Source organism: Azospirillum sp. UENF 111221 (genome assembly GCF_058780625.1).
Map to the genome: position 1 here is coordinate 677,750 of NZ_JBSNCH010000002.1, position 25,386 is coordinate 703,135.

Here is a 25,386-nt window from a genome sequence, read left to right on the forward strand (position 1 = left end):
ACACAACAGCCTCCTTTTGCGTCACCCTGTCTCCGGGCGATCCGTTTTTCCCGTGAACCCGGCAATCGGTGCGTCTTTCCTGAAAATCGGCCAAGCACCCTCTCTCCAGGCTAGTTATGGTCCTGCCAGATAAGCTTTTTTAAATCTCATCCGGATCTAACCCCATGGTCTTACAAATATACGGATGCAATCCTCAATGTTTGACCAAAGGCTACGTAGAAACCACATGAGAAGGCATGTCCCTATCTTCACAATAGAGAAGTCACGTTTGATCGGTACTCGTCATTTACTGATACGCATAGGGCGGCATTCTCCTGCTTTATCTGTAGAACTAGCCCGTACAGCACGAATTACTCGAATGTTTATTTTATTGTTTTCCTTCGTGATAACGAAAATTCCTGGACCGCTTCACTACCTCTCCGATCTTTCGGGTAAACGAGGGAAACCAAAGGTCCGTTCCCCCACCCGCTCTTTTTCGGACCGGACCGCCTCTTCCGCGCTCTTCCGCCACCCCTCCGGCCGGGCCGATGCTTTCGCTTGAACGCCGCCGGAGCGGGGGTTATGGTCGGTCGGCCGCAGACGGGGAATACTCTAAATTGTTTAACTCTCAGTCGGGGAACCCTACGGTAGCGGGTTTCGGCGCCGGTCCCTTTGCCCTTTTCCAGACCGCCTGGCATCACAGGTCGCTGATCCTGCGGCTGGCCCGGCGGGAGATCGACGCCCGGTACCGCGGGTCCGTGCTGGGCATCGTCTGGGCGGTGCTGAACCCGATCCTGATGCTGGCGGTCTACACCTTCGTCTTCTCGGTGGTGTTCCAGGCGCGCTGGGGGGCGACGGGGGGCAGCAACACGGAATTCGCCCTGCTGCTGTTCTCCGGCCTGATCCTGTTCAACGTGCTGGGCGAATGCCTGAGCCGGGCGCCCGGCCTCCTGCTGGAGAATGTCAGCTACATCAAGAAGGTGGTCTTCCCGCTGGAGATCCTGCCGCTGGTGTCGCTGGCGGTGGCATTGTTCAATGCCGGCATCGGCTTCGTCATCCTGGTGGTCTTCCATCTGATGGTGGCCGGGCTGCCGCCGCCGACGGCGCTGCTGCTGCCGCTGATCCTGGTGCCCTTGTGCCTGACCACGCTGGGGCTCAGCTGGTTCTTCGCCGCCGCCGGCGTGTTCCTGCGCGACCTGCGGCAGGTGGTGGGGGTGGCCGTCACCGTGCTGATGTTCCTCAGCCCGATCTTCTATCCGATGACCGCGATCCCCGAGCGCTTCCGCGCCATCCTGCACCTCAATCCGATGACCGCGATCCTGGAGCAGTCGAAGGACCTGCTGTTCTGGGGCCGCATCCCGTCGCCGCTCGAGTGGGGTCTGGCGACGCTGGGCGCCTGGGTGGTGGCGTGGCTCGGCTATCTCTGGTTCATGAAGACCCGCCGGGGGTTCGCCGATGTCGTCTGAGAACTCCCGCCGCCGACACCCCTATCGTCATCCGCGCCGAGGGGCTGGGCAAGGCCTACGCCATCTTCAAGCGCCCGCAGGACCGGCTGAAGCAGATGCTGGTGCGCGGCAGGCGCAAATATTACGACGAGTACTGGGCGCTGCGCGGCGTCGACCTGGAGGTCCGCCGCGGCGAGACCGTCGGGCTGATCGGCCGCAACGGCTCGGGCAAGTCGACCTTCCTCCAGCTGCTCTGCGGCACGCTGACGCCGACCTCCGGCCGCATCGCGGTGGACGGGCGCATCGCGGCGCTGCTGGAGCTGGGCGCCGGCTTCAACCCCGAATTCACCGGGCGCGAGAACGTCTATCTCGCCGCCTCGGTGCTGGGCCTGTCGAACGAACAGATCGCCCAGCGCTACGAGTCCATCGCCGAGTTCGCGGGCATCGGCGACTTCATCGAACAGCCGGTGAAGCTCTATTCCAGCGGCATGTACGCCCGCCTCGCCTTCGCGGTGGCGGCGCATGTCGACGCCGACATCATGATCGTCGACGAAATCCTGGCGGTCGGCGACGCGTCCTTCACCCAGAAATGCATGCGCTTCATCCACCGCTTCAAGGAGCGCGGCACCCTGTTCTTCGTGTCGCACGACACCGGACAGGTGGTGAACCTCTGCGACCGGGTGGTCTGGCTGGACAACGGGTCGGTGCGGGCCATCGGCCCGGCACGGGAAGTCTGCCACGATTATCTGGCGGCGCTCTACAGCGACCAGGACACCTCGCGCGGCTTCCGCATCGGCGGGGCGCGCCAGGCGCTGCCCCAGGCCAAGCGCGAGGAGCCGGTGGAGGACGCCCGCGCCGAGCTGCTGAAGGGCTCGCAGCTCCGCAACGCCATCGAGCTGTTCGACTTCAACGACAGCGGCCCCTGGTTCGGCAACCGCGGCGCCACCATCGCCAACGTCTCGATCCTGGACGCCGAGGAACAGCCGCTCAGCGTGCTGGAGGGCGGCGAGGTCATCGTGCTGAAGGTGGACTGCCGGGCCGAGCAGCAGGTCTACCGCCCCATCGTCGGCTTCTACGTGAAGGACAAGCTGGGCCAGAACCTGTTCGGCGACAACACCTTCCTCAGCTACCAGCTCGACCCCGTCACCATCCCGGCCGGACAGGACTTCGCCGCCCGCTTCCGCTTCCAGATGCCCTACCTGCCCAGCGGCGACTTCTCCATCACCGTGGCGCTCGCCGAGGGCACGCAGGAGGACCACGTCCAGCATCATTGGGTCGAGGACGCGCTGTTCTTCAAGGTCCATGCCAGCCACGTCGTGCGCGGGCTGGTCGGGATGCCGATGCTGGCGATCACGCTGGAGGCGGAGGGGGCCTCATCCCCTCAGGCGGCACCCCGGGCAACCTCCCAAACGGCACCCGCGACAAAATAGCGACAGGGCGCGGATCCCCCCGGACTGAGGCAGGAAAACCGCAGTTCCAGGCATTGTTTGACGCCGCAAAGCGGGCTCCGGACAGCGGCTTGCATTCCGGCTTGGTGTCAGCGTATGTGTGTCGGCGGCTGTGACGGGACTGTCCGCCGGGCCTGAAACAATGTCCCGATGGACCGCACCCCGCCGCGAAGCCAGGCAGAAGAAGAGGCACAGGTGGATTCGTTTTTGAAGGACCAGGGATCGGACGCTCTCCGTCGCATCTGCCGGCCGATCACGCTCCTGACCCCGGATCTCGTCACGGCGCCGGCCTCCTGGCTCGGCCATGTCCCCTTCGCCTTCTGGATCGTCGAGGCGCTCCGCCCGGACAGCCTGGTGGAGCTGGGAACGCACACCGGCAACTCCTATGCCGCCTTCTGCCAGGCGGTCCGCCATGTCGGGCTGCCGACCTCCTGCTACGCCGTCGACACCTGGGCCGGCGACCCGCAGGCCGGCTTCTACGGCGACGACATCTACAACACGCTCGCCGCCTATCATGACCCGCGCTATGCCGGCTTCTCGCGCCTGCTGCGGATGACCTTCGACGACGCGCTGCTCCATTTCGCCGACGGCAGCGTCGACCTGCTGCACATCGACGGGCTGCACACCTACGAGGCGGTGCGCCACGATTTCGAGACGTGGCTGCCGAAGATGAGCCGCCGCGGCGTGGTGCTGTTCCACGACATCAACGTGCGCAAGGACGATTTTGGCGTCTGGCGCCTGTGGGACGAGATCACCCGCGACCGCCCGTCCTTCAGCTTCCTGCATTCCAACGGCCTCGGCGTGCTGGGCGTCGGCGAGGATCTGCCGGACGCGGTGCGCGAGCTGTTCGCCGTGCAGAAGGCCGGCGGCGAGGGGCTGCGGGCCGTCCGCAGCTGGTTCGACCGGCTGGGCGACGCCGCCATCGAGACCGAGACCATCCAGCGCCTGGAAGAGCAGGAGAAACACCTGCGCACCGAGGTGGCGATGGTCCGCAAGGTGCTGGACGACCAGATCGCCCACAGCGAAGATCTGAAGGGCATGATCGCGACGCGCGACCGCGACATCGGCGTCATCCAGGGCTGGCTCGGCGACCATCAGGCCGAAATCCGCCGCCAGGGCGATGCGCTCGCCGGAATGGCGCAGGAGCTGGCCGAGCGCGAGCACGAGCTGGCCGACCGCGAGCGCAACCTCGCCGCCCATGCCCGCGAACTGGTCGCCCGCGAACAGGCCATCGCCCATCTGCACGGCGTGGTGGCCAGCCGCGACCAGCACATCCACAGCCTGGTCAACTCGACCTCCTGGAAGCTGTCGGCGCCGGTGCGCAAGCTGGGCCGCCTGACCCAGAAGGCCGGGCGCTTCTACCGCCGCCGCCTGCACAGCATCACGCTGGAGCCGCTGCACGACGTGGTGCCGAGCCCGCAGGGCGGCTACGAGGCGACCGGCAGCGACCCCGCCTTCCTGCTGCGGTCCGACCGCGGCCGGCTGCCCGGCCACTGGTGCGTGATCTCCTACCGGGTGGTCCGCGCCTCGGCCCCGCTGGTGCCGGTGATCTATGTCGACGACGGCAACGGCTTCGACGAGCGGACGATGATCCGCCTGCCGGTCGACACGGTGGGCGAGTTCCGCCAGCTGGCCCTGCTGCCGCAGACGGTCAAGGCGCTGCGCTTCGACCCGGCCACCCGGCCGGTGTCCTTCGAGATCGCCGACTTCACCATCCGCGAGATCGGCAAGACCAACATCCTGGTCGACTATGTCCGGCAGAACCAGCCGGGGCGCGTGCTGGACTACCTGCGCCGCCACGGCTGGCAGGCGACCAAGCAGCGCGTCCTGCAGGAGCTGCAGCCGAACCGCTGGTCGGCCGACTACAAGTCGTGGGTGCGGATGTACGACACCCTGACGCCGGAGGACGCGGCGGCGATCAAGGCCGACATCGCCCGCCTGCCGGCGCGCCCGCGCTTCTCCGTCGTCATGCCGGTCTACAACACGCCGGAGCCCTACCTGCGCGAGGCGCTGGACTCCGTGCTGGCCCAGTTCTACCCGGACTGGGAGCTGTGCATCGCCGACGACGCCTCCACCGCCCCCCACGTGAGCAAGGTGCTGGCCGAGTACAAGGCGCGCGACAACCGGATCAAGATCGTCCGGCGCGAGACCAACGGCCACATCTCCGCCGCCAGCAACAGCGCGCTGGATCTGGCGACCGGCGATTTCGTGGCCTTGATGGACCATGACGACCGGCTGCCGCCGCACGCGCTCTACACCGTCGCCGCCGAGCTGGCGCAGCATCCCGACACCGACATCCTCTATTCCGACGAGGACAAGATCGATGCGGACGGCGAGCGCTACGACCCGCATTTCAAGTCTGGCTTCAACCTGGACCTGCTGCACGGCCAGAACATGGTCAACCACCTGGGCGTCTTCCGCCGCTCGCTGATCGAGCGGGCCGGGCGCTTCCGCCTGGGATTCGAGGGCAGCCAGGATTACGACCTGACCCTGCGCGCGGTCGAGGCGACGGAACCGGCGCGCATCCGCCACATCCCGGCGATCCTCTACCACTGGCGCGTCTTCCCGGAATCCGCGGCCTTCTCCACCGTCGATCTGCCGCGCGCCACCGCCGCCGCCCACAAGGCGCTGACCGAGCATTTCCAGCGCCGCGGAATCGACGCCACGGTCGAGACCTCGCCGTCGACCGCCCGCTTCACCCGCATCCGCTACGCCCTGCCGGCCAAGCTGCCGCGGGTGTCGCTGATCGTGCCGACGCGCGACAAGGCCGATCTGCTGAAGGGCTGCGTCGACGGGCTGCTGCACCGCACCGACTATCCGGACCTTGAGATCCTGATCGTCGACAACAACAGCGAGGAAGCGGCGACCTTCGCCTATTTCGACACGCTGAAGGACGAGCCGCGGGTACGGGTGCTGACCTACAAGGCGCCCTTCAACTACTCCTCGATCAACAACTTCGCCGCCGCCGAGGCGACCGGCACGGTGCTGGGCCTGATCAACAACGACATCGAGGTGATGGAGCCGGGCTGGCTGGCCGAGATGGTCTCCCACGCCCTGCGGCCGGAGGTCGGCGCCGTCGGCGCCAAGCTCTATTACGCCGACGGCACCATCCAGCATGCCGGCGTCGTCACCGGCATCTGCGGCGTGGCCGGCCATGTCCACAAGGGCCTGACCCGCGACGCCTACGGCTATTTCAGCCGGGCCCAGCTGACCCAGGACCTGTCCTGCGTCACCGCCGCCTGCCTGATCCTGCGCAAGGAGATCTTCGACGAGGTCGGCGGGCTGAATTCCGAGAAGCTGGCCGTCGCCTTCAACGACGTCGATTTCTGCCTGCGCATCCGCGAGGCGGGCCATCTGGTCGTCTGGACGCCGTTCGCCGAGCTGTACCATCTGGAATCGGCCTCGCGCGGGCCGGACACCGCCCCCGACAAGGTCAAGCGCTTCATGGGCGAGGTGGCCTACATGCAGGAGCGCTGGGGCGACAGCCTGCTGGAAGATCCCTATTACAACCCGAACCTGACGCTGGACGCCGAGAATTTCGGGCTGGCCTTCCCGCCGCGCACGGTCAAGCCCTGGCTGCGCAAGTCCTGCCCCGAGCTGCGCAAAGAGCGCCTGAAGGAAAGCATCTGAGCCATGGACGTCGTCTCCCTCGACATTCCCGACGTTAAGATCATCCGCCCGAAGAAGTTCGGCGACCATCGCGGCTTCTTCTCGGAGACCTACACCAAGAAGACCTTCGAGGCGGCCGGGCTGCATTACGACTTCGTCCAGGACAACCAGTCGCTGTCGGCCGAGGTCGGCACCATCCGCGGCCTGCATTTCCAGCTGCCGCCCTTTGCCCAGGACAAGCTGGTGCGGGTGGTGCGCGGCGCCATCCTGGACGTGGCGGTCGACATCCGGAAGGGCTCCCCCACCTTCGGCCGGCATGTCAGCGCGGTGATCAGTGCGGCGGAGTGGAACCAGATCCTGGTGCCGGTCGGCTTCGCCCACGGCTTCTGCACGCTGGAGCCGGACACCGAGGTCATCTACAAGGTGACCAACTATTATTCGCCCGAGCATGACCGCGGCCTGCTGTGGAACGACCCTGCGCTCGGCATCGACTGGCCGGTGTCGGCGGACAAGGCCCGGCTGTCGGACAAGGACCACAAGCATCCGACCCTGGCGCAGCTGACCGACCTGTTCTGACGGCGGTTCCGGGCCTCAAGACGACATTCTTCGCACAACGGGGGCCGCGGGCGGCCCCGCTTTTCGGCGGTAAGGTGGTTTGATGACGCGCATTCTCGTCACCGGCGGCGCCGGTTTCATCGGCTCGGCGGTGGTCCGCCAGCTTCTCGCCGAAACCGACGCCTTCGTCGTCAATGTCGACAAGCTGACCTACGCGGCCAACCTGTCCTCGCTGCCGGGGGCCGAGGGCAATCCGCGCTACGCCTTCGAGAAGGTCGACATCTGCGACGCCGCCGAGCTGCGGCGGGTGTTCGACACCCACCAGCCCGACGCGGTGATGCATCTGGCCGCCGAATCCCATGTCGACCGTTCCATCGACGGGCCGGGCGAGTTCATCCAGACCAACGTGGTCGGCACCTTCCGCCTCTTGGAAGCGGCGCGCGGCTACTGGTCGGCCCTGCCGGCGGAGCGCAAGGAGCGCTTCCGCTTCCACCACATCTCGACCGACGAGGTGTTCGGCACGCTGGGCGACGACGGCTTCTTCACCGAGACCACCGCCTACAGTCCCAACTCGCCCTATTCGGCCAGCAAGGCGTCGAGCGACCATCTGGTCCGCGCCTGGCACGAGACCTACGGGCTGCCGGTGGTGCTGACCAACTGCTCCAACAACTACGGCCCCTACCATTTTCCGGAGAAGCTGATCCCGCTGATGATCCTGAAGGGTCTGGCGGGCGAGAAGCTGCCGGTCTACGGCAAGGGCGACAACATCCGCGACTGGCTCTATGTCGAGGACCATGCCCGCGCGCTGCGGCTGGTCCTGGAGAAGGGCAAGGTCGGCGAGAGCTACAACATCGGCGGCCACAACGAGCGCACCAACCTGGAGGTCGTCCGCGCCATCTGCGCGCATCTGGACGAGATGGACCCGGCCGGCGCCCCGCACGACCGCCTGATCAGCTTCGTCACCGACCGCCCCGGCCATGACAAGCGCTATGCCATCGACGCCGGCAAGATCGAGCGCGAGCTGGGCTGGACCCCGCAGGAGACCTTCGAGAGCGGGCTGCGCAAGACGGTCGCCTGGTATCTGGAGAACCGCGACTGGTGGCAGGCCATCCTCAACGGCTCCTACCAGGGCGAGCGGCTCGGCCTGAAGGAAGAGGGGGCCGCGCAATGAAGGTTCTCGTCCTGGGCAGCAACGGCCAGCTCGGCTTCGAGCTGATGCGCGCCCAATGGGCACCGGGCACCGATGTGGTCGGCCTGCCCTATCCCGAGTTCGACGTGACCCGGCCGGGCGACGTGGAGAAGGCGGTCGCCGCCCACGCGCCGGACCTGCTGGTCAACGCCACCGCCCACACCGCCGTCGACAAGGCCGAGAGCGAGGTCGACCTGTCCTTCGCGATCAACCGCGACGGGCCGGGCGCCATGGCGGCGGCCTGCGCCGCGCGCGGCATCCCCTTCATCCATGTGTCGACCGACTATGTGTTCGACGGGACGAAGGACGGGATTTACACCGAGGACGACCCGATCAACCCGCTGGGCGTCTATGGCGCCAGCAAGGCGGCGGGCGAGGAGGCGGTGCGCGCGGCGACGCCGCAGCACGTCATCCTGCGCACCTCCTGGGTCTACAGCGCCTACGGCAACAACTTCATCAAGACGATGCTGCGCTTCGGCAAGGAGCGCGAGGAGATGCGGGTGGTCGCCGACCAGCACGGCTCGCCCACCGCCGCCGCCGACCTCGCCGCCGCCATCGTGCAGATCGCCGGAACCATCGAGAAGACCGGCAGCGCCGCCTGGGGCACCTACCACCTGACCGGCAGCGGCTACACCACCTGGCACGAGTTCGCCGAGCACATCTTCCAACGGCTGGAGGAGCGCACCGGCAAGCGGCCGCGCCTGACCGCCATCGGCACGGCCGACTACCCGACCCCGGCGCGCCGCCCGGCCAATTCGCGGCTGGACTGTGGGCGCGCCAGGGAGCGTCTCGGCGTGTCCTGCCCGCCGTGGCAGGAGAGCGTCGACCGCGTGATCGACGAGCTGTTCACCAACCCGCCGCAGGCGTGAGGGCGTAAGACCATGAAGGGCATCATCCTGGCCGGCGGGTCCGGCACCCGCCTCTACCCGGTGACGCGGGCGATCAGCAAGCAGCTGCTGCCGATCTACGACAAGCCGATGATCTATTTCCCGCTCAGCACCCTGATGCTGGCGGGCATCCGCGACATCCTGGTCATCACCACCCCGCACGACCAGCCGCTGTTCCAGACGGTGCTGGGCGACGGGTCGCAGTGGGGCCTGAACCTGACCTATGCCATCCAGCCCTCGCCCGACGGGCTGGCCCAGGCCTTCATCATCGGCCGCGAGTTCGTCGGCAACGACAGCTGCGCGCTGGTCCTCGGCGACAACATCTTCTACGGCCACGGCCTGACCAACATCCTGCGCGCCGCCGGCGAGAAGACCGAGGGCGCCAGCGTCTTCGCCTATGCCGTGCGCGATCCCGAGCGCTACGGCGTGGTGGAGTTCGACGCGCAAGGCCGGGCGCTGAGCATCGAGGAGAAGCCGGTCGCCCCGCGCTCCAAATGGGCGGTGACCGGGCTTTACTTCTACGACAACGACGTGCTGGACATCGCCGCGGCGGTGAAGCCGTCGGCCAGAGGCGAGCTGGAGATCACCTCGGTCAACGCCGCCTATCTGGAGCTGGGCCGGCTGTCGGTCGAGCAGATGGGCCGCGGTTACGGCTGGTTCGACACCGGCACCCACGACAGCCTGCTGGAGGCGGCGGAGTTCGTCCGCACCATCCAGCACCGCCAGGGCCTGCAGATCGCCTGCCCGGAGGAGATCGCCTACACCTCCGGCTGGATCGACGCCGAGCAGGTCCGCCGTCTGGCGGAACCGCTGAAGAAGAACGACTACGGGCGCTATCTGCTCGGGCTGCTGGGCTGATGCCGTTCCAGCCGGACAAACTGGCCGACCGGACAGGATGGACGCCATGCAGGCCCTGACGAACCGCAAGCGTGTCCTCGTCACCGGCGGCGCCGGCTTCCTGGGCTCGCACCTGTGCGAGCGGCTGCTGGCGGCCGGCAACGACGTGCTGTGCGTCGACAACTTCTTCACCGGCAGCCGCGACAACGTCCTGCACCTGCTGGACAACCCGCATTTCGAGCTGATGCGCCACGACGTGACGTTTCCGCTCTATGTCGAGGTCGACGAGATCTACAACCTCGCCTGCCCGGCCTCGCCGATCCATTACCAGCACGACCCCGTCCAGACGACCAAGACCTCGGTCATCGGCGCCATCAACATGCTGGGGCTGGCCAAGCGGGTGCACGCGCGGATCATGCAGGCCTCGACCTCCGAGGTCTATGGCGACCCGGCGGTGCATCCGCAGCCCGAGGAATATTGGGGCAACGTGAACACCATCGGCCCGCGCGCCTGCTATGACGAGGGCAAGCGCTGCGCTGAGACGCTGTTCTTCGACTATCACCGCCAGCACAGGCTGGACATCAAGGTGATCCGCATCTTCAACACCTACGGCCCGCGCATGCACCCCAGCGACGGGCGCGTGGTGTCGAACTTCATCATCCAGGCGCTGAAGGGCGAGCCGATCACCATCTACGGCGACGGCCAGCAGACGCGGTCCTTCTGCTACGTCGACGACCTGATCGAAGGCTTCCTGCGCTTCATGGACACGCCGGCCGGCGCCACCGGCCCGATCAACCTGGGCAACCCCGGCGAGTTCACCATGCTGGAGCTGGCGGAGAAGGTGATCCGCCTGACCGGCTCGGCCTCGACGATCGAGCACATGCCGCTGCCGCAGGACGACCCCAAGCAGCGCCGCCCCGACATCGCCAAGGCCCGCGCCATGATGCAGTGGGAACCGGCCGTGCCGCTGGACGAGGGGCTGGACCGCACCATCGCCTATTTCCGCGGGCGCTTCTTCGCCTGAAGGAAAAACCTGCTCTCCCTTGCGGGAGAGCGGGCTTCCTTATCGGGCCAGCCGTTCCTCCCAGGCAAGCGCCGAGGCGACGATGGTCTCCAGATCGGCGTGGCGCGGCGTCCAGTCGAGCGTGCGGCCGATGCGCTCGACGCCCGCCACCAGGGCCGGAGGATCGCCGGCGCGGCGCGGGCCGATGCGCATCGGCAGCGGCTTGCCGGTCACCCGCTCCACCATCGCCAGCACCTCGCGCACCGAATAGCCGCGGCCGTAGCCGCAGTTCATCACCTCGGACGCACCGCCCGCCTCCAGATGGCGGAGTGCGGCGACATGGGCGTCGGCGAGGTCGCTGACATGGATGTAGTCGCGCACGCAGGTGCCGTCCGCCGTGTCGTAGTCGTCGCCGAAGATCTGCAGCTCCGCCCGCTGGCCGGTGACGGTCTGGGCGGCGATCTTGATCAGATGGGTGGCGACCTTCGACACCTGGCCGGAGCGGCCCTGCGGATCGGCGCCGGCGACGTTGAAGTAGCGCAGCGCCACATACCTCAGATCGTGCGCCGCCGCGGTGTCGCGCAGCATCCATTCCGTCATCAGCTTGGAGGAGCCGTAGGGGTTGATCGGGCTGGTCGGCGTCTGCTCATCGATGGGCAGCCGCTCCGGCATGCCGTAGACGGCGGCGGTGGAGGAGAAGATGAAGCGGCCGATCCCGGCCTCGACGCAGGCCTCCACCAGGGCGTGGCTCTTCACCGTGTTGTTGCGGTAGTAGGCGAGCGGCCGCTCCACCGATTCCGGCACGACGATGCTGCCGGCGAAATGCATCACGGTGCCGATGCCGTGGCGGGCGAAAATGTCGGCCAGCAGGGCCTTGTCGCCGACATCGCCCTCGACCAGCGGCACCCCATCGGGCAGGGCCGAGCGCCGGCCGGTGGAGAGATCGTCCAGCACCACGACGGCGCGTCCCTGGTCGCGCAGGGCCAGCACCACATGGGAGCCGATATAGCCGGCGCCGCCGGTCACCAGCACGGTCGCGTTGTCGCTCGTGGTCATGTCCGCTCTTCGTCTTCGATTGGGGCCGATTGGGGCAGAGTTGGAAGATAGTCGCCCGCCCATGCTGCACTGCGGGCTTTTCCGCCGAACGGGCGACATCATTGGAACGGCCTCCAACGCCCCGGCCCACCCCGATGGGCGGGCCGGATGGGGAGTGGGGACGTGCTAGTCGAGGTAGTAGCGCAGGATGACGGTGCGCTGGACCACCAGGATGCTGACGATCGGGAAGAGCCAGACCATCCAGGTCAGGCCGCGCTCAAGCACGCCCGCGACACCGGAGGACCAGCCGGCTCCCGCCTCCTGCCGGCCGCTGACGAAGGCCAGCGGCAGCAGGGCCGCCAACGGCAGGAAATAGCGTCCCTGCACGCCGTCGACCCACAGCTGACCGACCGGCGTCCACACCATGTAGAGCGCCCCGAACAGCAGCGCCCCGGTCGCCAGCACGATGGCCGCGGTCACCGCCGAGGCCCGCGCCGGCGCGCCGGAATACCAGTCCACCGCCCGGCGGCCGAGCAGCAGCGGCAGGAAGGACAGCAGCAGGACCAGATAGGCGGCGGCGTAATAGGGCCTGGGCAGCCTTGTATCGACCCAGCCGAGGATGCCGACGAACTGCTGGTAATACTCGTCGCCCCAGACCTGGAAGGTCTTCACCGCGATGGTGAGGACGGCCAGCGGGTCGCCCAGCAGGAAGCGGAGCTGCCCCATGGCGTCGGTCGGGGCATCCTGACGGATCAGCGGCGTCTGCACGGCAAGCGCCATCCACACCGCCCAGCCGACGGCGGCGGCCAGCGAGGCGGCGACCGCGAGGCGCTTCACCGCCGCCCGCTCGGCCGGGACCGCCAGCGGCATCAGGCAGAGCAGGGCGTAGGGCTGCTTGGTCATACCCACCAGGGCGAAGCAGACGGCACTGGCCCAGACCTCCGCGCCGCGCAGCGGCCGACCTTCCGACAGCGCCCGGGCCAGGAAGGCGATGCCGAGTGCGGTGACGGTGATGACCAGCCCGTCCTGGCTCATCGAGGCGTAGAGCGAGACCGACATCGGCAGCAGCAGCACCGCGAACAGCGGCAGATGTGCCCGGCCGGCCAGCAGCAGGGCGAAGAAGCCGACGACGATGCAGGTCAGCGCGTTGGCCGCCCGCGCCAGATAGAGCGTCTGCACCACCGGCAGGTCGATGGCCTTGCCGAGCGCGATGGCGGCGGCCTGCGGCAGGTAGAAGAAGGGCGGATAGGGGGCGGTGTTCTCCGCCGCGACGTTGAAGACCCGGCCGTCCCAGCGGGCGGTGAAGGATTTGACGAAATCCTCCAGGTTGGCCCGCTCGTCCGGCTTGAAGGGGACATGGTGGAAGGGGAAATAGGCCTCGATGATCGCGACGTCGGACGGGCCGCCCGCTGCGATCCGGCCGTCGGTCTGCACCTTGGCGGCCACCCAGAAGCCGTGGGTGATCATGTTGGCCCGGTAGATGTGGGCGGGCTCGTCGGCGGTCTGGAAGGGCGGCAGGCTCCAGACCAGAAAGAATGCCGAGATGGTTGCCAGCACGGCAAAGAGGAAAGGACCTATCCGCTGGCATCACCAGACCTGTCGCTGAAGGGGCTGGTGGGTGGGTACCCCATCCGCCGGACAGGCGCCACTTGGAAACTTTGACGCGGCAGGGAAGGGACTGGGGACGGACCCGGCCCGTTACGGCTCGCGGATGCTTTCGTCCAGGGCGCGGATGACGGGGTAGAGGAAGTAGGACAGGACCGAACGGGTGCCGACGCGGATCTCGGCCGAGGCGACCATGCCGGGGCTGAGCAGCGTGCCGGCGGGCACCCCCTCCAGCCGGGTGTCGGTCAGGCGGATGCGGGTGCGGAAGACGGCGCCGGCAGTTGGACGGGGGCCGTCCGGGTTGATGGCGGCGGCGGCCTGGGCGCCCGAGGGATCGTGGGTGAAGGCGTCGGCGCTGATGGTGCGGATCTCGCCGGGCAGGGTGCCGTGGCGCTGGAAGGGGAAGGCGTCGAGCTTCACCCGCACGAAGTCGCCGACACGGACCAGACCGATGTCGCGCGACGGGATCTCCGCCTCCACCTCCAGCGGCACGTCGGCGGGAACCAGCGTGACCAGCGGCTCGGCCTCGCGGATGACGGAGCCGACGGAACGCTTGGCCACCTCCAGCACCACCGCGTCGACCGGGGCGGTCAGGGTGACCAGCGAGCGGCGGCGCTCGGCCTTGGCGATCTGCTCGACCAGCGTGGCCCGCTGGCGGGTCTGCTCCACCAGTTCCTCCGCCGTCTTGCGCCTCCATTCGTCGATGAAGGCGGCGCGGTCGGCCTGGACGCCGCGCAGCTCGTGCGCGCTCGCCTGCTCGCGGTCCTGGAGGGCCGTCAGCTCATCGCGCATGCGCAGCCGCTCGACCCGCGCCTCCAGCCAGGTCAGGCGGGACCCGGTCTGGCGCTCCTGGAGCTGGCGGCGGATATCCTCGACCTCGCCCACCACGGCGAGGCGCTCGGCAAGCCCGGCCTGGGCGCGGCGGCCGGCGGCGATGGCGCTGTCCAGCTGGCCTGCCTTCTCGTCGAGCGAGGCGAGGCGGGAGCGGTATTCGGCGCGGCGGCGCTCGAGGATGGCGGCCTGCACCGCCGCATCCGGGTTGTTGGCGGGAATGAAATCGCCGCCGTCCAGCTCGGCGCGCAGCCGGCCGATCTGCGCCTCGACGCTGGCGAGCTTGGCGGTCAGGTCGGCCAGATCCGCCGCGGCGAAGGTGGGGTCGAGCGTCGCCAGACGGTCGCCGGCCCGGACAAAGTCGCCGACCTGCACGTCGACGCCGCGCACCACCGCGGTCTCCAGCGGCTGGGCCACCACCAGCGGTGCGGTGGTCACCAGCCGGCCGCCGGCGGTGACGATGCGGTCGACCTGGGCGAAGCCGGCCCACAGCACCAGCGCCACAAGCAGCCCGGCCAGCACATAGAGGGTGGAGCGCGCCGCCCGCGGCAGCGGCGCATGCTCGATGGCCGCCCCGTCCGGCAGATAGTCCAGCGCGAAGCCCGGCGGGGGGACGACGGGGCGGGCAGGGCAGGGCGACGGCGCGCAGGGGCGGGAGCGGGCGGGGGCTCGGCCTTGGCCGGCACGACCTCGCGGCCGGTCTCCGCCGGTGCCGCGTCCCGGCTGTCGATTTCGGGCACCCCTGCTTCGGGCATTTGCGTGTCGGGCATGGCTTCAGCGCCCCCGGTTCTGCTGCTGCCACAGATGCCGGTATTCGGCGCAGCGGTCGAGCAGGATGGGATGGGGGGCGAGGTCGAGCAGGCGGCCCTGCTCCAGCACGGCGATGGTGTCGCAGCCGGTCAGGGTGGAGAGCCGGTGGGTGACGATCAGCACGGTGCGGCCATGGGCGATGCGCCGCAAATTGGCCATGACGATGGCCTCGCTGTCGGGGTCGAGCGCCGAGGTCGCCTCGTCCAGGATCAGCAGGCGCGGCTGGGGCAGCAGGGCGCGGGCGATGGCGATGCGCTGCTTCTGGCCGCCGGACAGGTTGCTCGCCCCTTCCTCCACCAGCGTGTCGTAGCCGTCGGGCAGGCGGTGGATGAACTCGTCGGCGCCGGCCAGCCGGGCGGCCTCGACGATCTCCTCGCGGCTGGCCTCCGGCATGGTCATGGCGATGTTGTCGCGGATGGTGCCGCGGAACAGGAAATTCTCCTGAAGCACCACGCCGATGGAGCGGCGCAGATGGGCCAGGTCCAACTCGCGGATGTCGAGCCCGTCATAGCGGATGCTGCCCTCCTGCACCGGGTAGAAGCCCTGGAGCAGCCGCATCAGCGTGCTCTTGCCCGAGCCGCTGCGCCCGACCAGCCCGACGACCGACCCGGCCGGCACGGTCAGGGTGACGCCGTCGAGCGCCGCCGGCCGGTTGCGGTCGTAGCGGAAGCCGAGCCCTTCGATCTCGATGCGGCCGATCAGGGCGGGGCAGGCGCCGCTGCCCTCGCGCCTGGGCTCGGCCGGGTGGTTCATCACCTCGCCCAGCATGCGCACCGAGAGTGCCGTTTCCTGGTACTGGTGGATCAGCGAGACGATCTGGACCAGCGGCGTCACCACCCGGCCCGACAGCATCTGGAAGGCGATGAGCGCGCCGACCGACAGCTGGCGGTCGAAGACGTCGAAGGCGCCGACGGCGACCACCGCCACCATCATCGCCTTCTCCAGGAACTCGGTCACCGTGCGGGCGGCGATGGAGATGCGGCCGACCCGGTAATGGCTGGTCACCGCGCGGGCGGCCTTGCGGTCCCAGCTGCGGCGCTGCTGCGGCTCCAGTGCCGAGGACTTGACGGTGCGCATGCCGTGGATGGTCTCCACCAGCATGGCCTGCCGCTCGGCATCGGCGTTGTAGAGGTCATGCAAGCGGCTGCGGTAGACCGGCACCAATGCTACCACCACGCCGGCGATCAATCCTGCGAACAGCAGCGCCACCAGCGTCAGCTTGACCGAATAGAAGAACAGCACCGGCAGGAAGACCAGCAGCACCAGGCTGTCGAGCACGGTCGACAGCAGGTTGCCGGTCAGGAACTCGCGGATGCGCTCGACCTGCTGCATGTGGCGCACGGTGACGCCGGCCGAATGCCCGTCGAAAAAGGTGATCGGCAGGTCGAGCAGATGGCCGAAGGTGCGGTTCAACAGGCGGATGTCGATGCGGTTGGCCGCCGCCAGCAGGATGAACTGGCGCAGGAAGCGGAAGCCCGCCTCGAACAGCAGGGCGCCCAGCACACCGATGGTCAGCACCTGGAGCGTGGCGACGGTCTCGTTCACCAGCACCTTGTCGATCACGATCTGGAAATAGACCGGGACGACGAGGGCGAGCGCGTGCAGCACCAGCGCCGCCACCACCACGTCGCGGAAGGCGGATTTCTGACGCAGGACTTCCGGCACGAACCAGCGCAGGCCGAAGGGCTGGCGCGGGTCGGCAAGGCCGTGGCGCGGCTTGAGGAAGACCAGCTCGCCGTCCCAGCGCTCCAGGAAGCGGTCGCGCGGCACGTCGATCGGTTCCAGCCGGTCGGCCAGCGGATCGACGACGCCGACCATGGGCTCTTCGTCGGGACGGGTCGGGCGCGACAGGCCGATCAGGATGACGGTGTTGCCGTTGGACAGCCGGGCCAGCAGCGGGAAAACGGGGGGAGGGATTGCAGGCCCTTCCAGTCAAGCCGGCGGGCGGTCGCCTTGAAGCCGGTGGCGGCGGCGATGCGCAGCAGGTCGGCGGTGGAGGGCTCCCCCCTGCCGGGGGCGACGCGGGCGCGCAGGGCGGACGGCGAGGCCGACAGGCCGTGATGGCGCGCCACCAGCGTCAGGCAGCGCAGCGCGGTGCTCTCGTCGTGGTTCGGCGCGGCCTCCGGACCGGGGGGCGGGGCGGCGACGGTGGTGCTGGCGTCCGGCATCGGTCAGCCGAAATTCGGCGAGCGGGGCCGGGTGGGTGGAGCGGGCGGGGGCGCCTGGGAGGGGGAAGCCGGCTGGACCGCCCCCGGCACCCCCCCTTGCACCGCCCCCGGCACCGGAGCCTGCGCATTGCCCTGGAAGGCCGGAGCGGCAGGAGAGCCGTGAGGGGAAGCGGGAGCCGGCATGGCGCCGGAATTGGGCGGCAGCACGCCGGCCGCCTCCAGCCGCTGGCGCATGCCCTCCAGCGCGGACAGGCTGGCGAGGAATCCCGGCAGGCTCATCACCACCCGCTGGCGGATGGCGGGCAGCGGCTGGCCGTTGCCGTCCTTGCGCAGCGCCGACAGGCTGAACAGGTCGATGCGGACCATGCCGTTGCCGAAGCCGATGTCGAAGACCCCGTCGGCGTAAAGTTCGGGGATACGGTCGTCCGGCGGCGGATCGATGGTCATGCGTGTCTCGGCGAGGAGTGAGGTCGAAGGAAAAACCTGGGAGGGCAAAAGCCTGGAGGCGCCCTGACCGTTCTACCCGAAAGACGGGAAAACCACCAAGTCAGAGCGCCCGCAGGACAGTCCCGGCACGGAGAAGTCACAATACAGTCAAAGCCCGCTTGCGACAGGCGGGATGACCGATGCCCAACCGACGGGAAGGACGATCAGCCGAGCTGCGTCACCGACAGCGTGTAGGTGCCATAGCGGGAACCGACGCCCGCCACCTGGAGGGTATAGTTGCCGGTCGTGGTCGGGGTGAAGGTCAGCTGCGAGTTGAGACCGGCGCCCGAATCGTCGTCGTAGCGGAGCAGCGTGCCGCTGCTGTCGAAGACACGCAGATAGGGATCGGTCAGGGTGCCGCGGTTGGTGTCCGCCCCTTCCACGTCGATCTGGTAGCGGGTGCCGCGGGTCAGGGCCACGTTGAAGCTGTCGCGCTCATACGGGAACGACAGGACGTCGGACACCGGCGGGAAGACCTCCGTCTGGCTGGCCTGGCTGACGCTGACCTGATAGGTGCCCGTGCCGCCGCTGGCGAAGCTGCCGGCGGACAGGTAATAGGTCCCGGTCTGGGTCGGGCGGAACTGGATCAGCGCATCGCGTCCGGTGCCGCTGTCATCGTCCTGGGCCACCACGTTCCGGTTGCTGTCGAACAGACGCAGATAGGGGTCGCTCAACGTGCCGCTGTTGGAGCTGGCACCGTTCTCGCGCAGCGTATAGAGCACACCCCGCTGCAGGGTCACGGCATAGGTATCGGTTTCACCGACAATGCTGAGCGAGTTGGTGACCGGGGTGCCGGTGGTCGGGAGCGTCGGGGTCCCGGTGGCCGGGTTCGCGGACTGGATCGGAACGATGCGGCGCCCTTCGTAAATGCCGAAGTTCCGGTAATGGTCCAGGGCCGCGCGATACCGGTCGCTGCTGCTGCTGCCGAAAGCCGCCTGCAGGTCGGTGTTGGTCGTCAGGTAGGACGAGATGTCGACGCTGGAGAAGTCGTAGCTGGTGGTCCGGGTCTCGCGATACCCGAAGGTGATGTAGTGCTGAACCGCCAGCGAGGACGAGGAGAAGCTGAGATCGGTGTTCGCGGCCATGTAGCTCGACGCATCGAAGGTCGTGCTGCGGGTCTCGCGATAGCCGACGGAGATGTAGTGCTGGACCGCCGTGCTCGTGCTCACCCCGGCCCGGAGCAGGTCGGTGTTCGCAGCGAGATAGCTCGACGAGTCGAAGGTGGTGGAGCGATTTTCGGTGCGACCCGCAGCGAGATAATGGCTCTCGGCATTGCTCAGGGTCACACCGGCCCGAATAAGGTCAGGGTTGGCAGCCAAATAAGTCGCAGCATCAAATCCGGCGATAGGCATTCCTCTACCCCCTTAAAGAGTTTTACCGCGATCCTTTCGGATGTGCAGCACGTGAAATCTTATTTTTAGATAATTAAACGATATCAATCTCATATTATGACGCATCTAACTCTTGATAAATTCTATGTTCATATTTTTTAAAGAAGTTATTCTGAAATACACTCATTTGTATTTCAAAAATAATCTATGTGTTGATTGTATTAGTGCGCTCAATGCCACTTTAATATAATATAATTTCATTTTTTCCCTTGGGGAAGTCTTTGGGGATGGAGTTTCAAGCCATCTCCCGAATCATTTGCATTGAAAAGAAAACAGCCCTTGATGAACGAGCATCAAGGGCTGTGGACCGGAAGAGCCGGGCAGACTGTCGAAAGTCCGGGTGGGACCGCTCAGTTGCGGCCGTAGACGTCCTCGAGCCGGACGATGTCGTCCTCGCCCAGATAGGAGCCGGACTGCACCTCGATGATGGTCAGCGGCACCTTGCCGGGGTTCTCCAGCCGGTGGACCGTGCCGATCGGGATGTAGATCGACTGGTTCTCGTAGACCATCACCTGCTCCTCGCCGCGGGTGACGAGCGCGGTGCCGTTAACCACCACCCAATGCTCGGCACGGTGATGGTGCTTCTGGAGCGACAGGCGCGAGCCGGGGGCGATGGTCAGGCTCTTCACCTGGAAGCGCTCGCCGGTGTGCAGCGACTGGTAGGAGCCCCAGGGGCGGTGGACCCGGCGGTGGCTGACGGACTCGCTGCGCCCCTCGGCCTTCAGCCGGTCGACGATGCGCTTGACGTCCTGCGCCTGGGAGCGGTCGGCGACCAGAACGGCGTCGTCCACCACCACCACCACGGCATTCTCCACCCCGACCACCGCGGTCAGGTGGTTCTCGCTGCGGACATAGCAGTCGCGGGCGCCTTCCAGCAGCACGTCGCCGACGATGACGTTGCCCTCGCCGTCCTTGTTGCCGACGTCCCACAGCGCCGACCAGGCGCCGACGTCGGTCCAGCCGATCTCGCAGGGGACGACGGCGGCGCGGTCGGTGCGCTCCATCACCGCATAGTCGATGGAGATGCTGGGCGCCTTGGCGAAGGCGGCGGCGTCCAGGCGGAAGAAGTCGAGGTCCTTCGAGCCCTGCTCCAGCGCCTCGCGGCAGGCGGCCAGCACCGCCGGGGCATGGCGTTCCAGCTCGGCCAGCAGGCGGGAGGCCGGGAACAGGAACATGCCGCTGTTCCAGGCATAGGTGCCTTCGGCGAGGTAGCGCTCCGCCACCTCCAGCGACGGCTTCTCGACGAAGGCGGCGACATTGTAGGCGCCGTCGGCCTCGTCCATCGAGTGGCCTCGGCGGATATAGCCGTAGCCGGTCTCCGGCCGGGTCGGGGCGATGCCGAAGGTGACCAGCCGGCCGGCCTGGGCGGCCCGGGCGGCGATACCAACGGCGTGGCGGAAGGCCTCGGCGTCGCGGATCTCGTGGTCGGCCGGCAGGATCAGCAGCAGCGCGTCCGGATCGTCCGCCGCGACCGCCAGGGCGGCGAGCGCGCAGGCGGCGGCGGTGTTGCGGCCGGCCGGCTCCAGAATGATGCCGCGCGGCGTGCAGCGCGACTGGCGCAGCTGCTCGGCGGCGAGGAAGCGGTGTTCCTGGTTGCAGATCACCAGGGGAGCCGAGAAGACGGCCTCCGCGGCGGCCCCGGCAGCAGCCGGGGAGCCGGACCCTGTGGAGCCGGATTGCGCGCTGACCCGGAGCGCGGTGTCCTGGAGCATCGTCCGGTCGGAGCAGAGCGGCAGAAACTGCTTGGGATACAGTTCGCGCGACAAGGGCCACAAACGGGACCCCGTACCGCCGGACAGCAGCACCGGGACGATCTTCTGCGCGGAATTGCCGTTCATCCTGCCGCCATCTGTTGTGTGAGCATGTGGTCAGGCGCCGGCAGCCGCACAGGGGCAAAAGCTGAGGGCCGGCGCCATGGCGGTTCGTTATAGACCGCGCTTTCCGCCCTTCACAAGCACCCCTCCGAGACCCACCCGACCGGAGCGCCTCTTCCGGCGGGGGGCGAGACAAGACTCCAAACACCCTCCCCTGCGGCGGCGATAGGCCAGGGTCAAGGTTGGAGTCTTGTCGCGCCCCCCTGCCGTCCGTCTGCCGCGGACAGGGGCGGACGGCGGCCGGAGGCGGTTCCGGCCGGCAATCGGGGGAAGGTTGGGCCGGGTGGGGCGCGACAGAACTCCAAATCCGGCTGCCGACAGCATCGGTGCAGGGGGGCGAATCACCGGCGAGTCGTGGTCGTTTGGCCTCCACGACTCGGAAATCGACGAATCGGAAGCGATTCGGGGTCGAATCGAAATGTCCCGGCTGGAGTCTTGTCGCGTCTGCCGAAAAATCCACAGGCAACACGGACTATCCGCTGGAGTCTTGTCGCGGGAGTTCTGGAGTTTTGTCGCGCGACTCGCGATTCTCTACTGGAGTCTTGTCGCGCAAACTATTAACTGAATCAAATAACCGTACAAATAGTTTGAGCGACAAGACTCCAAATTGCTGGGCACCAACCGACCGTGATATAGCGTTGACCGCAAAGTCGTGCCAAGGTCAGCTCGATATGGGACAGATACACACCCTGATTACCCAGCTGGGACGCGACCAGGCGAAGGCGCTCCAGACGGATCCGGATCAGCGTTCGCTAGTCGATGTGGCTGCTGCCGTCCTCGAAGAGGAGCGGCAGGAGCTTGGCATCACCTATTCGGGTTTTGCGCTGACGGCCCTTCCGCATCGTCGTCTTCCCGATGACCAGCCGTGGGAGCGTCGCGGACATAAGAATCCGCTTGCTGATCGAGCCTGGACGACTGCCGATCCGCAACGGTGGCTTTAAGCTTTACGGCGTTCCGTACGGCAGCCGCGCGCGGATGATCCTCCTGTATCTGCAGACCCGGGCGATCCAGACCGACAGCCGCGAGGTCGAGCTGGGCCGCAGCATGCACGAATGGCTTGACCGCATGGGCCTGTCGGTGGGCGGCCAGACCTACCGCGACATCCGCGAGCAGGCCTCGCGCATCGCCGCCTGCAACCTGACCTTCGCCTGGGAGGACGCCCACAGCATCGGCTTCGAAAAGGGGTCGATCGTCAAGGGCGGCATCCATTTCTCGACCAATGCCGGGGCGGAACCGGGCCAGGGGTCGCTGTGGGAAGACCGCGTCCTGCTGTCCGAGGCCTTCTTCCGCGAGCTGAAGGCCCATCCGGTGCCGATCTGGGAGCCGGCGCTGCGCCACATCCAGAACAACAGCACCAGCATCGACATCTATATCTGGCTGGCCTACCGGCTGCACAGCCTGAACCGCTCCACCCCGATCACCTGGCCGGCGGTTTTCGAGCAGTTCGGCGCCGGATACAGCCGCCTGCGCGATTTCAGGAAGCGCTTCATCGAGGCGCTCCAACTGGCGCTTGCGGTCTATCCGGACGCGCGGGTCGATGTGGAAGAGCAGGGATTGATGCTGCATCCCTCGCCGCCGCCGATCCCGGAGCGCAAGTTCGCACAGCTTTGCCGGTGACGGCGAAACGCACCCACCGCCCGTAGAACGCCGATCCCCGCAAAGGTGGGGATCGGCGTTTCTGTATAAGTGACTGATATGGCTGGATTCCCGCCTTCACGGGAAGGACAGCTCATGGAAATTCCCGTTCAGGCTGTCGCTTCCACCCCCCTGCGACAAGACTCCAAACTCCGCAGCAGCCCAACCGCTCAGGGATTGGCGCGCAGCGCTCCGCCCAACGGGGTCAGCAGGCGGTGGAGCGCTGCATCCAGAAGGCTTTCATCGAGGCTGCCGGACAGGGCCAATGCCTGGGGCGGCATCATGAAGAACGGGGCGTCGCCGGCGGTTCCGCTGCGCTGAAGGGTGGCGGCGAGCGCCAGCAGACGGCGCCCCTCCTCATGCCGCAGCGTGGCATGGACCAGCACCAGCAGGGTGCCCGGCTCGGCGATGCGGGCATCGTTGGGGGCGAGCGCCGTGACCGCCGGACCGGAGGTTAGCAGCCCCGACAGCATCGCCGCGGCGCGGCCGCACAGCGCGTCATCCCCGACATCGGTGGCCGGGCCGCCCTCGGCATCCACCGCGCAGAGCAGGCCGACGCGCTCGACCCGCTGGAAGAAGGGCAGGGGTGAAAGAGCAGGCGAAAGGGCAGGCGACATGGCGGCGGCCTCCGCGGCGAGGATGAACAGGCTGGCGGCGAGCGGCAGTATCGGGCGGAACCGTCCCAGGATGCGTCTCATCGCGTCTCCTCCAGATCGGCTGTGGAGCCGGCATCGTCCGGCAGGAAACCGCCGACCTGGCGGCGCCACAGCCGGGCATAGGGACCGTCGCGGCGCAGCAGGGTGGCGTGGTCGCCGTCCTCGAGGATCCGCCCCTTCTCCATATAGAGGATGCGGTCCATGCCGGTGACGGTCGACAGCCGGTGGGCGATGGCGATCACCGTGCGGCCCTCGAACAGGCCGAGCAGCGCGTCCTGGATCAGATGCTCCGTCTCGGAGTCGAGCGAGGAGGTCGCCTCGTCCAGCACCAGGATCGGCGCGTCCTTCAGGAAGGCGCGGGCGATGGCGACCCGCTGGCGCTCGCCGCCCGACAGCTGGATGCCCCGCTCCCCCACCACGGTGTCGTAGCCGGCGGCGCGGCCCTCGATGAAGCGGTCGCAATGGGCGCGGGCGGCGGCGGCGCGGATCGCCTCGTCGGCAACTCCCTTTCCATCTGGCTCCTCGCTGCCATAGGCGATGTTGTCGCGGATGGAGCGGTGGAACAGGCTGGGCAGTTGCGGCACCTCGGCCACCGCGCGGTTGAGCGAGGCGAGGCTGACCGCGGCGATGTCCTGCCCATCGATCAGGATGCGGCCCCCCTGCAACGGAAACTGCCGGCGCAGCAGGCGGACCAGCGTGCTCTTGCCCGCCCCCGACGGGCCGACCAGCGCCACCCGCTCCCCCGGCCGGATGGTCAGGGACAGGCCATCGAACACCGCCCCGTTTCCGGGATGGGCGAAACGGACCTCCTCGAAGCGGATGGCGCCGTCGCCGACGGTCAGGTCGGGGCGGCCGGGCGGGTCCGGGATCTCGTGCGGGCGGACGATCAGGTCCAGGGCGCCGGACAGGATGCCCAGCTGCTCGAAGAAACCCAGCATGCGCGTCGACAGGCCCCAGACATTGGCGCCGACGATGCTGGCCAGCGAGAAGATCATGGCGAAATCGCCGATGCTCATGCGGCCGGCCATCGCCTCCGACACGGCGAGGCCGATCAGGATGATCTGGAAGACCAGCAGGGCGTTGAACAGCCAGAACCACATCTTGGTCAGGAACCAGCGCAGCTCCTTCGACCGGTCGATCTCGCCGGTCAGCGCGTCGGACAGGCCGGACAGCTCCTGGCGGCGGCGGGCGAAGGCGCGCACCAGCTCGGCATTGGCGATGATGTCGACCATGCGGCCGGTGGTCGACGACACCTCCTCGGAGAAGGCGTGCGACAGCCGCAGGCATCGCCGGGCCAGCAGGGCCGACAGGCCCAGATGCGCCACGGTCCAGCCGACCAGCAGCCCGGCGAACAGGGTCTGGGCCGAGGCCAGCAGCGTCAGGCCGATGGCCAGGATGACGACGATGCGGATGATGTCGTTGGTCAGGATCTCCAGGATCTGGATGGCGCTCTGCCCGGCCTGCTTGACCTTCTGTCCCAGGTTGCCGGCGAAATTGTCCTGGAAGTAGCGCGGCGAATGGTCGATCAGGTGATCGAACAGCCGGAGCTGGATGGCATGGCGCAAGGCCGGCGAGGTGTGCAGGTCGACCAGTTCGCGCAGGCGGTTGAACAGGGCCGACGCGATCCACAGCCCGCCCAGCAGCAGGAACCAGCGCATCACCTCCGCCGTCCAGGCGGGGGAGCCGGAGGGCTGGCTCCCCGAGATCCCCGCCCCTGAGAATCCCTGTGAGCGCATCGACCAGGCCGCGCATCGCCACCGGCTCCATCCCCATCAGCCCGATCCCGCCGGCGGCGGCGAGGTTCAGCAGGATGGCGCGGCCGAGGAAACCGTCGCGCACGAACATCCACAGGAAACGCCAGGGCGAGGAGGGCAGGGAGGACGAGGGTCGGGAAGAGGGCAAGGGGCGTCGGCGCTCCGTCGCGCGATGGGCCGGGCAGCGCC

Annotated in this window: 20 protein-coding genes; 10 read left to right on the forward strand and 10 right to left on the reverse strand. The window is 67.7% G+C overall.

What is annotated here, in order from left to right:
* The first annotated feature begins 596 nt into the window (after positions 1-596).
* The 8 genes from ACWPN3_RS07705 (at position 597) to ACWPN3_RS07740 (ending at position 10,973) form a co-directional block, all read left to right on the forward strand.
* Positions 597-1,445, forward strand: a complete 849-nt coding sequence (locus tag ACWPN3_RS07705) for an ABC transporter permease (protein WP_199237388.1) — start codon at positions 597-599, stop codon at positions 1,443-1,445.
* Positions 1,388-2,854 carry an ABC transporter ATP-binding protein gene (locus ACWPN3_RS07710; RefSeq protein WP_492261209.1) on the forward strand — a complete coding sequence of 489 codons (1,467 nt, stop codon included), beginning with the start codon at positions 1,388-1,390 and terminating at the stop codon, positions 2,852-2,854. Before ACWPN3_RS07705 ends, ACWPN3_RS07710 begins: the two co-directional genes overlap by 58 nt.
* A 213-nt stretch (positions 2,855-3,067) precedes the next feature.
* Entirely contained in the window at positions 3,068-6,502 is a 3,435-nt protein-coding gene (locus tag ACWPN3_RS07715) for a glycosyltransferase family 2 protein (RefSeq protein WP_492243662.1), read from the forward strand.
* Between the two features lie 3 nt (positions 6,503-6,505).
* Positions 6,506-7,057, forward strand: coding sequence for a dTDP-4-dehydrorhamnose 3,5-epimerase (gene rfbC, locus ACWPN3_RS07720; protein WP_109095231.1), 552 nt, complete (start codon positions 6,506-6,508; stop codon positions 7,055-7,057).
* A gap of 82 nt (positions 7,058-7,139) precedes the next feature.
* A complete protein-coding gene (rfbB, locus tag ACWPN3_RS07725) occupies positions 7,140-8,207 on the forward strand; it encodes a dTDP-glucose 4,6-dehydratase (RefSeq protein WP_492243661.1) in 1,068 nt (355 codons plus the stop codon).
* On the forward strand, positions 8,204-9,094 hold the full coding sequence (gene rfbD / locus ACWPN3_RS07730) for a dTDP-4-dehydrorhamnose reductase (RefSeq protein ID WP_492243660.1): 891 nt from the start codon (positions 8,204-8,206) through the stop codon (positions 9,092-9,094). The genes rfbB and rfbD overlap by 4 nt, the downstream gene beginning before the upstream one ends.
* 12 nt (positions 9,095-9,106) lie before the next feature.
* Entirely contained in the window at positions 9,107-9,970 is an 864-nt protein-coding gene (gene rfbA / locus ACWPN3_RS07735) for a glucose-1-phosphate thymidylyltransferase RfbA (RefSeq protein WP_492243659.1), read from the forward strand.
* Between the two features lie 46 nt (positions 9,971-10,016).
* Positions 10,017-10,973, forward strand: coding sequence for a UDP-glucuronic acid decarboxylase family protein (locus tag ACWPN3_RS07740; RefSeq protein ID WP_492243658.1), 957 nt, complete (start codon positions 10,017-10,019; stop codon positions 10,971-10,973).
* Positions 10,974-11,012: 39 nt separating this feature from the next.
* Here the strand turns inward: ACWPN3_RS07740 and galE are convergent, their stop codons facing one another.
* The 8 genes from galE to ACWPN3_RS07780 form a co-directional block, all read right to left on the reverse strand.
* On the reverse strand, positions 11,013-12,008 hold the full coding sequence (gene galE / locus ACWPN3_RS07745) for a UDP-glucose 4-epimerase GalE (protein WP_492243657.1): 996 nt from the start codon (positions 12,006-12,008) through the stop codon (positions 11,013-11,015).
* 165 nt (positions 12,009-12,173) lie between these two features.
* Positions 12,174-13,544 (reverse strand): DUF2142 domain-containing protein, encoded by a 1,371-nt coding sequence (locus ACWPN3_RS07750; RefSeq protein ID WP_492243656.1) that lies wholly within the window; start codon positions 13,542-13,544, stop codon positions 12,174-12,176.
* Positions 13,545-13,685: 141 nt separating this feature from the next.
* A complete protein-coding gene (locus ACWPN3_RS07755; RefSeq protein ID WP_492261210.1) occupies positions 13,686-14,945 on the reverse strand; it encodes an HlyD family type I secretion periplasmic adaptor subunit in 1,260 nt (419 codons plus the stop codon).
* 252 nt (positions 14,946-15,197) lie between these two features.
* Positions 15,198-17,051, reverse strand: coding sequence for a peptidase domain-containing ABC transporter (locus ACWPN3_RS07760; RefSeq protein WP_492261211.1), 1,854 nt, complete (start codon positions 17,049-17,051; stop codon positions 15,198-15,200).
* A 38-nt stretch (positions 17,052-17,089) separates the two neighbouring features.
* Positions 17,090-17,401 (reverse strand): cysteine peptidase family C39 domain-containing protein, encoded by a 312-nt coding sequence (locus ACWPN3_RS07765; protein WP_492261212.1) that lies wholly within the window; start codon positions 17,399-17,401, stop codon positions 17,090-17,092.
* A 3-nt stretch (positions 17,402-17,404) separates the two neighbouring features.
* Complete coding sequence (locus ACWPN3_RS07770; RefSeq protein ID WP_492243654.1) at positions 17,405-17,848, reverse strand: hypothetical protein; 444 nt, start codon at positions 17,846-17,848, stop codon at positions 17,405-17,407.
* 203 nt (positions 17,849-18,051) lie between these two features.
* The gene (locus ACWPN3_RS07775) at positions 18,052-19,173 is read right to left on the reverse strand and encodes a pre-peptidase C-terminal domain-containing protein (RefSeq protein ID WP_492261213.1); all 1,122 of its coding nucleotides are present in this window, start codon (positions 19,171-19,173) and stop codon (positions 18,052-18,054) included.
* A gap of 455 nt (positions 19,174-19,628) precedes the next feature.
* A complete protein-coding gene (locus ACWPN3_RS07780; protein ID WP_492243652.1) occupies positions 19,629-21,116 on the reverse strand; it encodes a mannose-1-phosphate guanylyltransferase/mannose-6-phosphate isomerase in 1,488 nt (495 codons plus the stop codon).
* Positions 21,117-21,823: 707 nt separating this feature from the next.
* On the opposite strand from ACWPN3_RS07780, the gene ACWPN3_RS07785 reads away from it, so the two are divergent.
* Positions 21,824-22,093 carry a hypothetical protein gene (locus ACWPN3_RS07785; RefSeq protein ID WP_492261214.1) on the forward strand — a complete coding sequence of 90 codons (270 nt, stop codon included), beginning with the start codon at positions 21,824-21,826 and terminating at the stop codon, positions 22,091-22,093.
* Positions 22,094-22,127: 34 nt separating this feature from the next.
* Positions 22,128-22,769 carry a replication protein RepA gene (locus tag ACWPN3_RS07790; RefSeq protein ID WP_492261215.1) on the forward strand — a complete coding sequence of 214 codons (642 nt, stop codon included), beginning with the start codon at positions 22,128-22,130 and terminating at the stop codon, positions 22,767-22,769.
* A 188-nt stretch (positions 22,770-22,957) separates the two neighbouring features.
* Here ACWPN3_RS07790 and ACWPN3_RS07795 read toward each other — a convergent pair whose 3' ends face one another.
* Complete coding sequence (locus tag ACWPN3_RS07795) at positions 22,958-23,485, reverse strand: hypothetical protein (protein WP_492243650.1); 528 nt, start codon at positions 23,483-23,485, stop codon at positions 22,958-22,960.
* On the reverse strand, positions 23,482-25,179 hold the full coding sequence (locus ACWPN3_RS07800) for an ABC transporter ATP-binding protein (RefSeq protein WP_492261216.1): 1,698 nt from the start codon (positions 25,177-25,179) through the stop codon (positions 23,482-23,484). Before ACWPN3_RS07800 ends, ACWPN3_RS07795 begins: the two co-directional genes overlap by 4 nt.
* Positions 25,180-25,386: the final 207 nt, after the last annotated feature.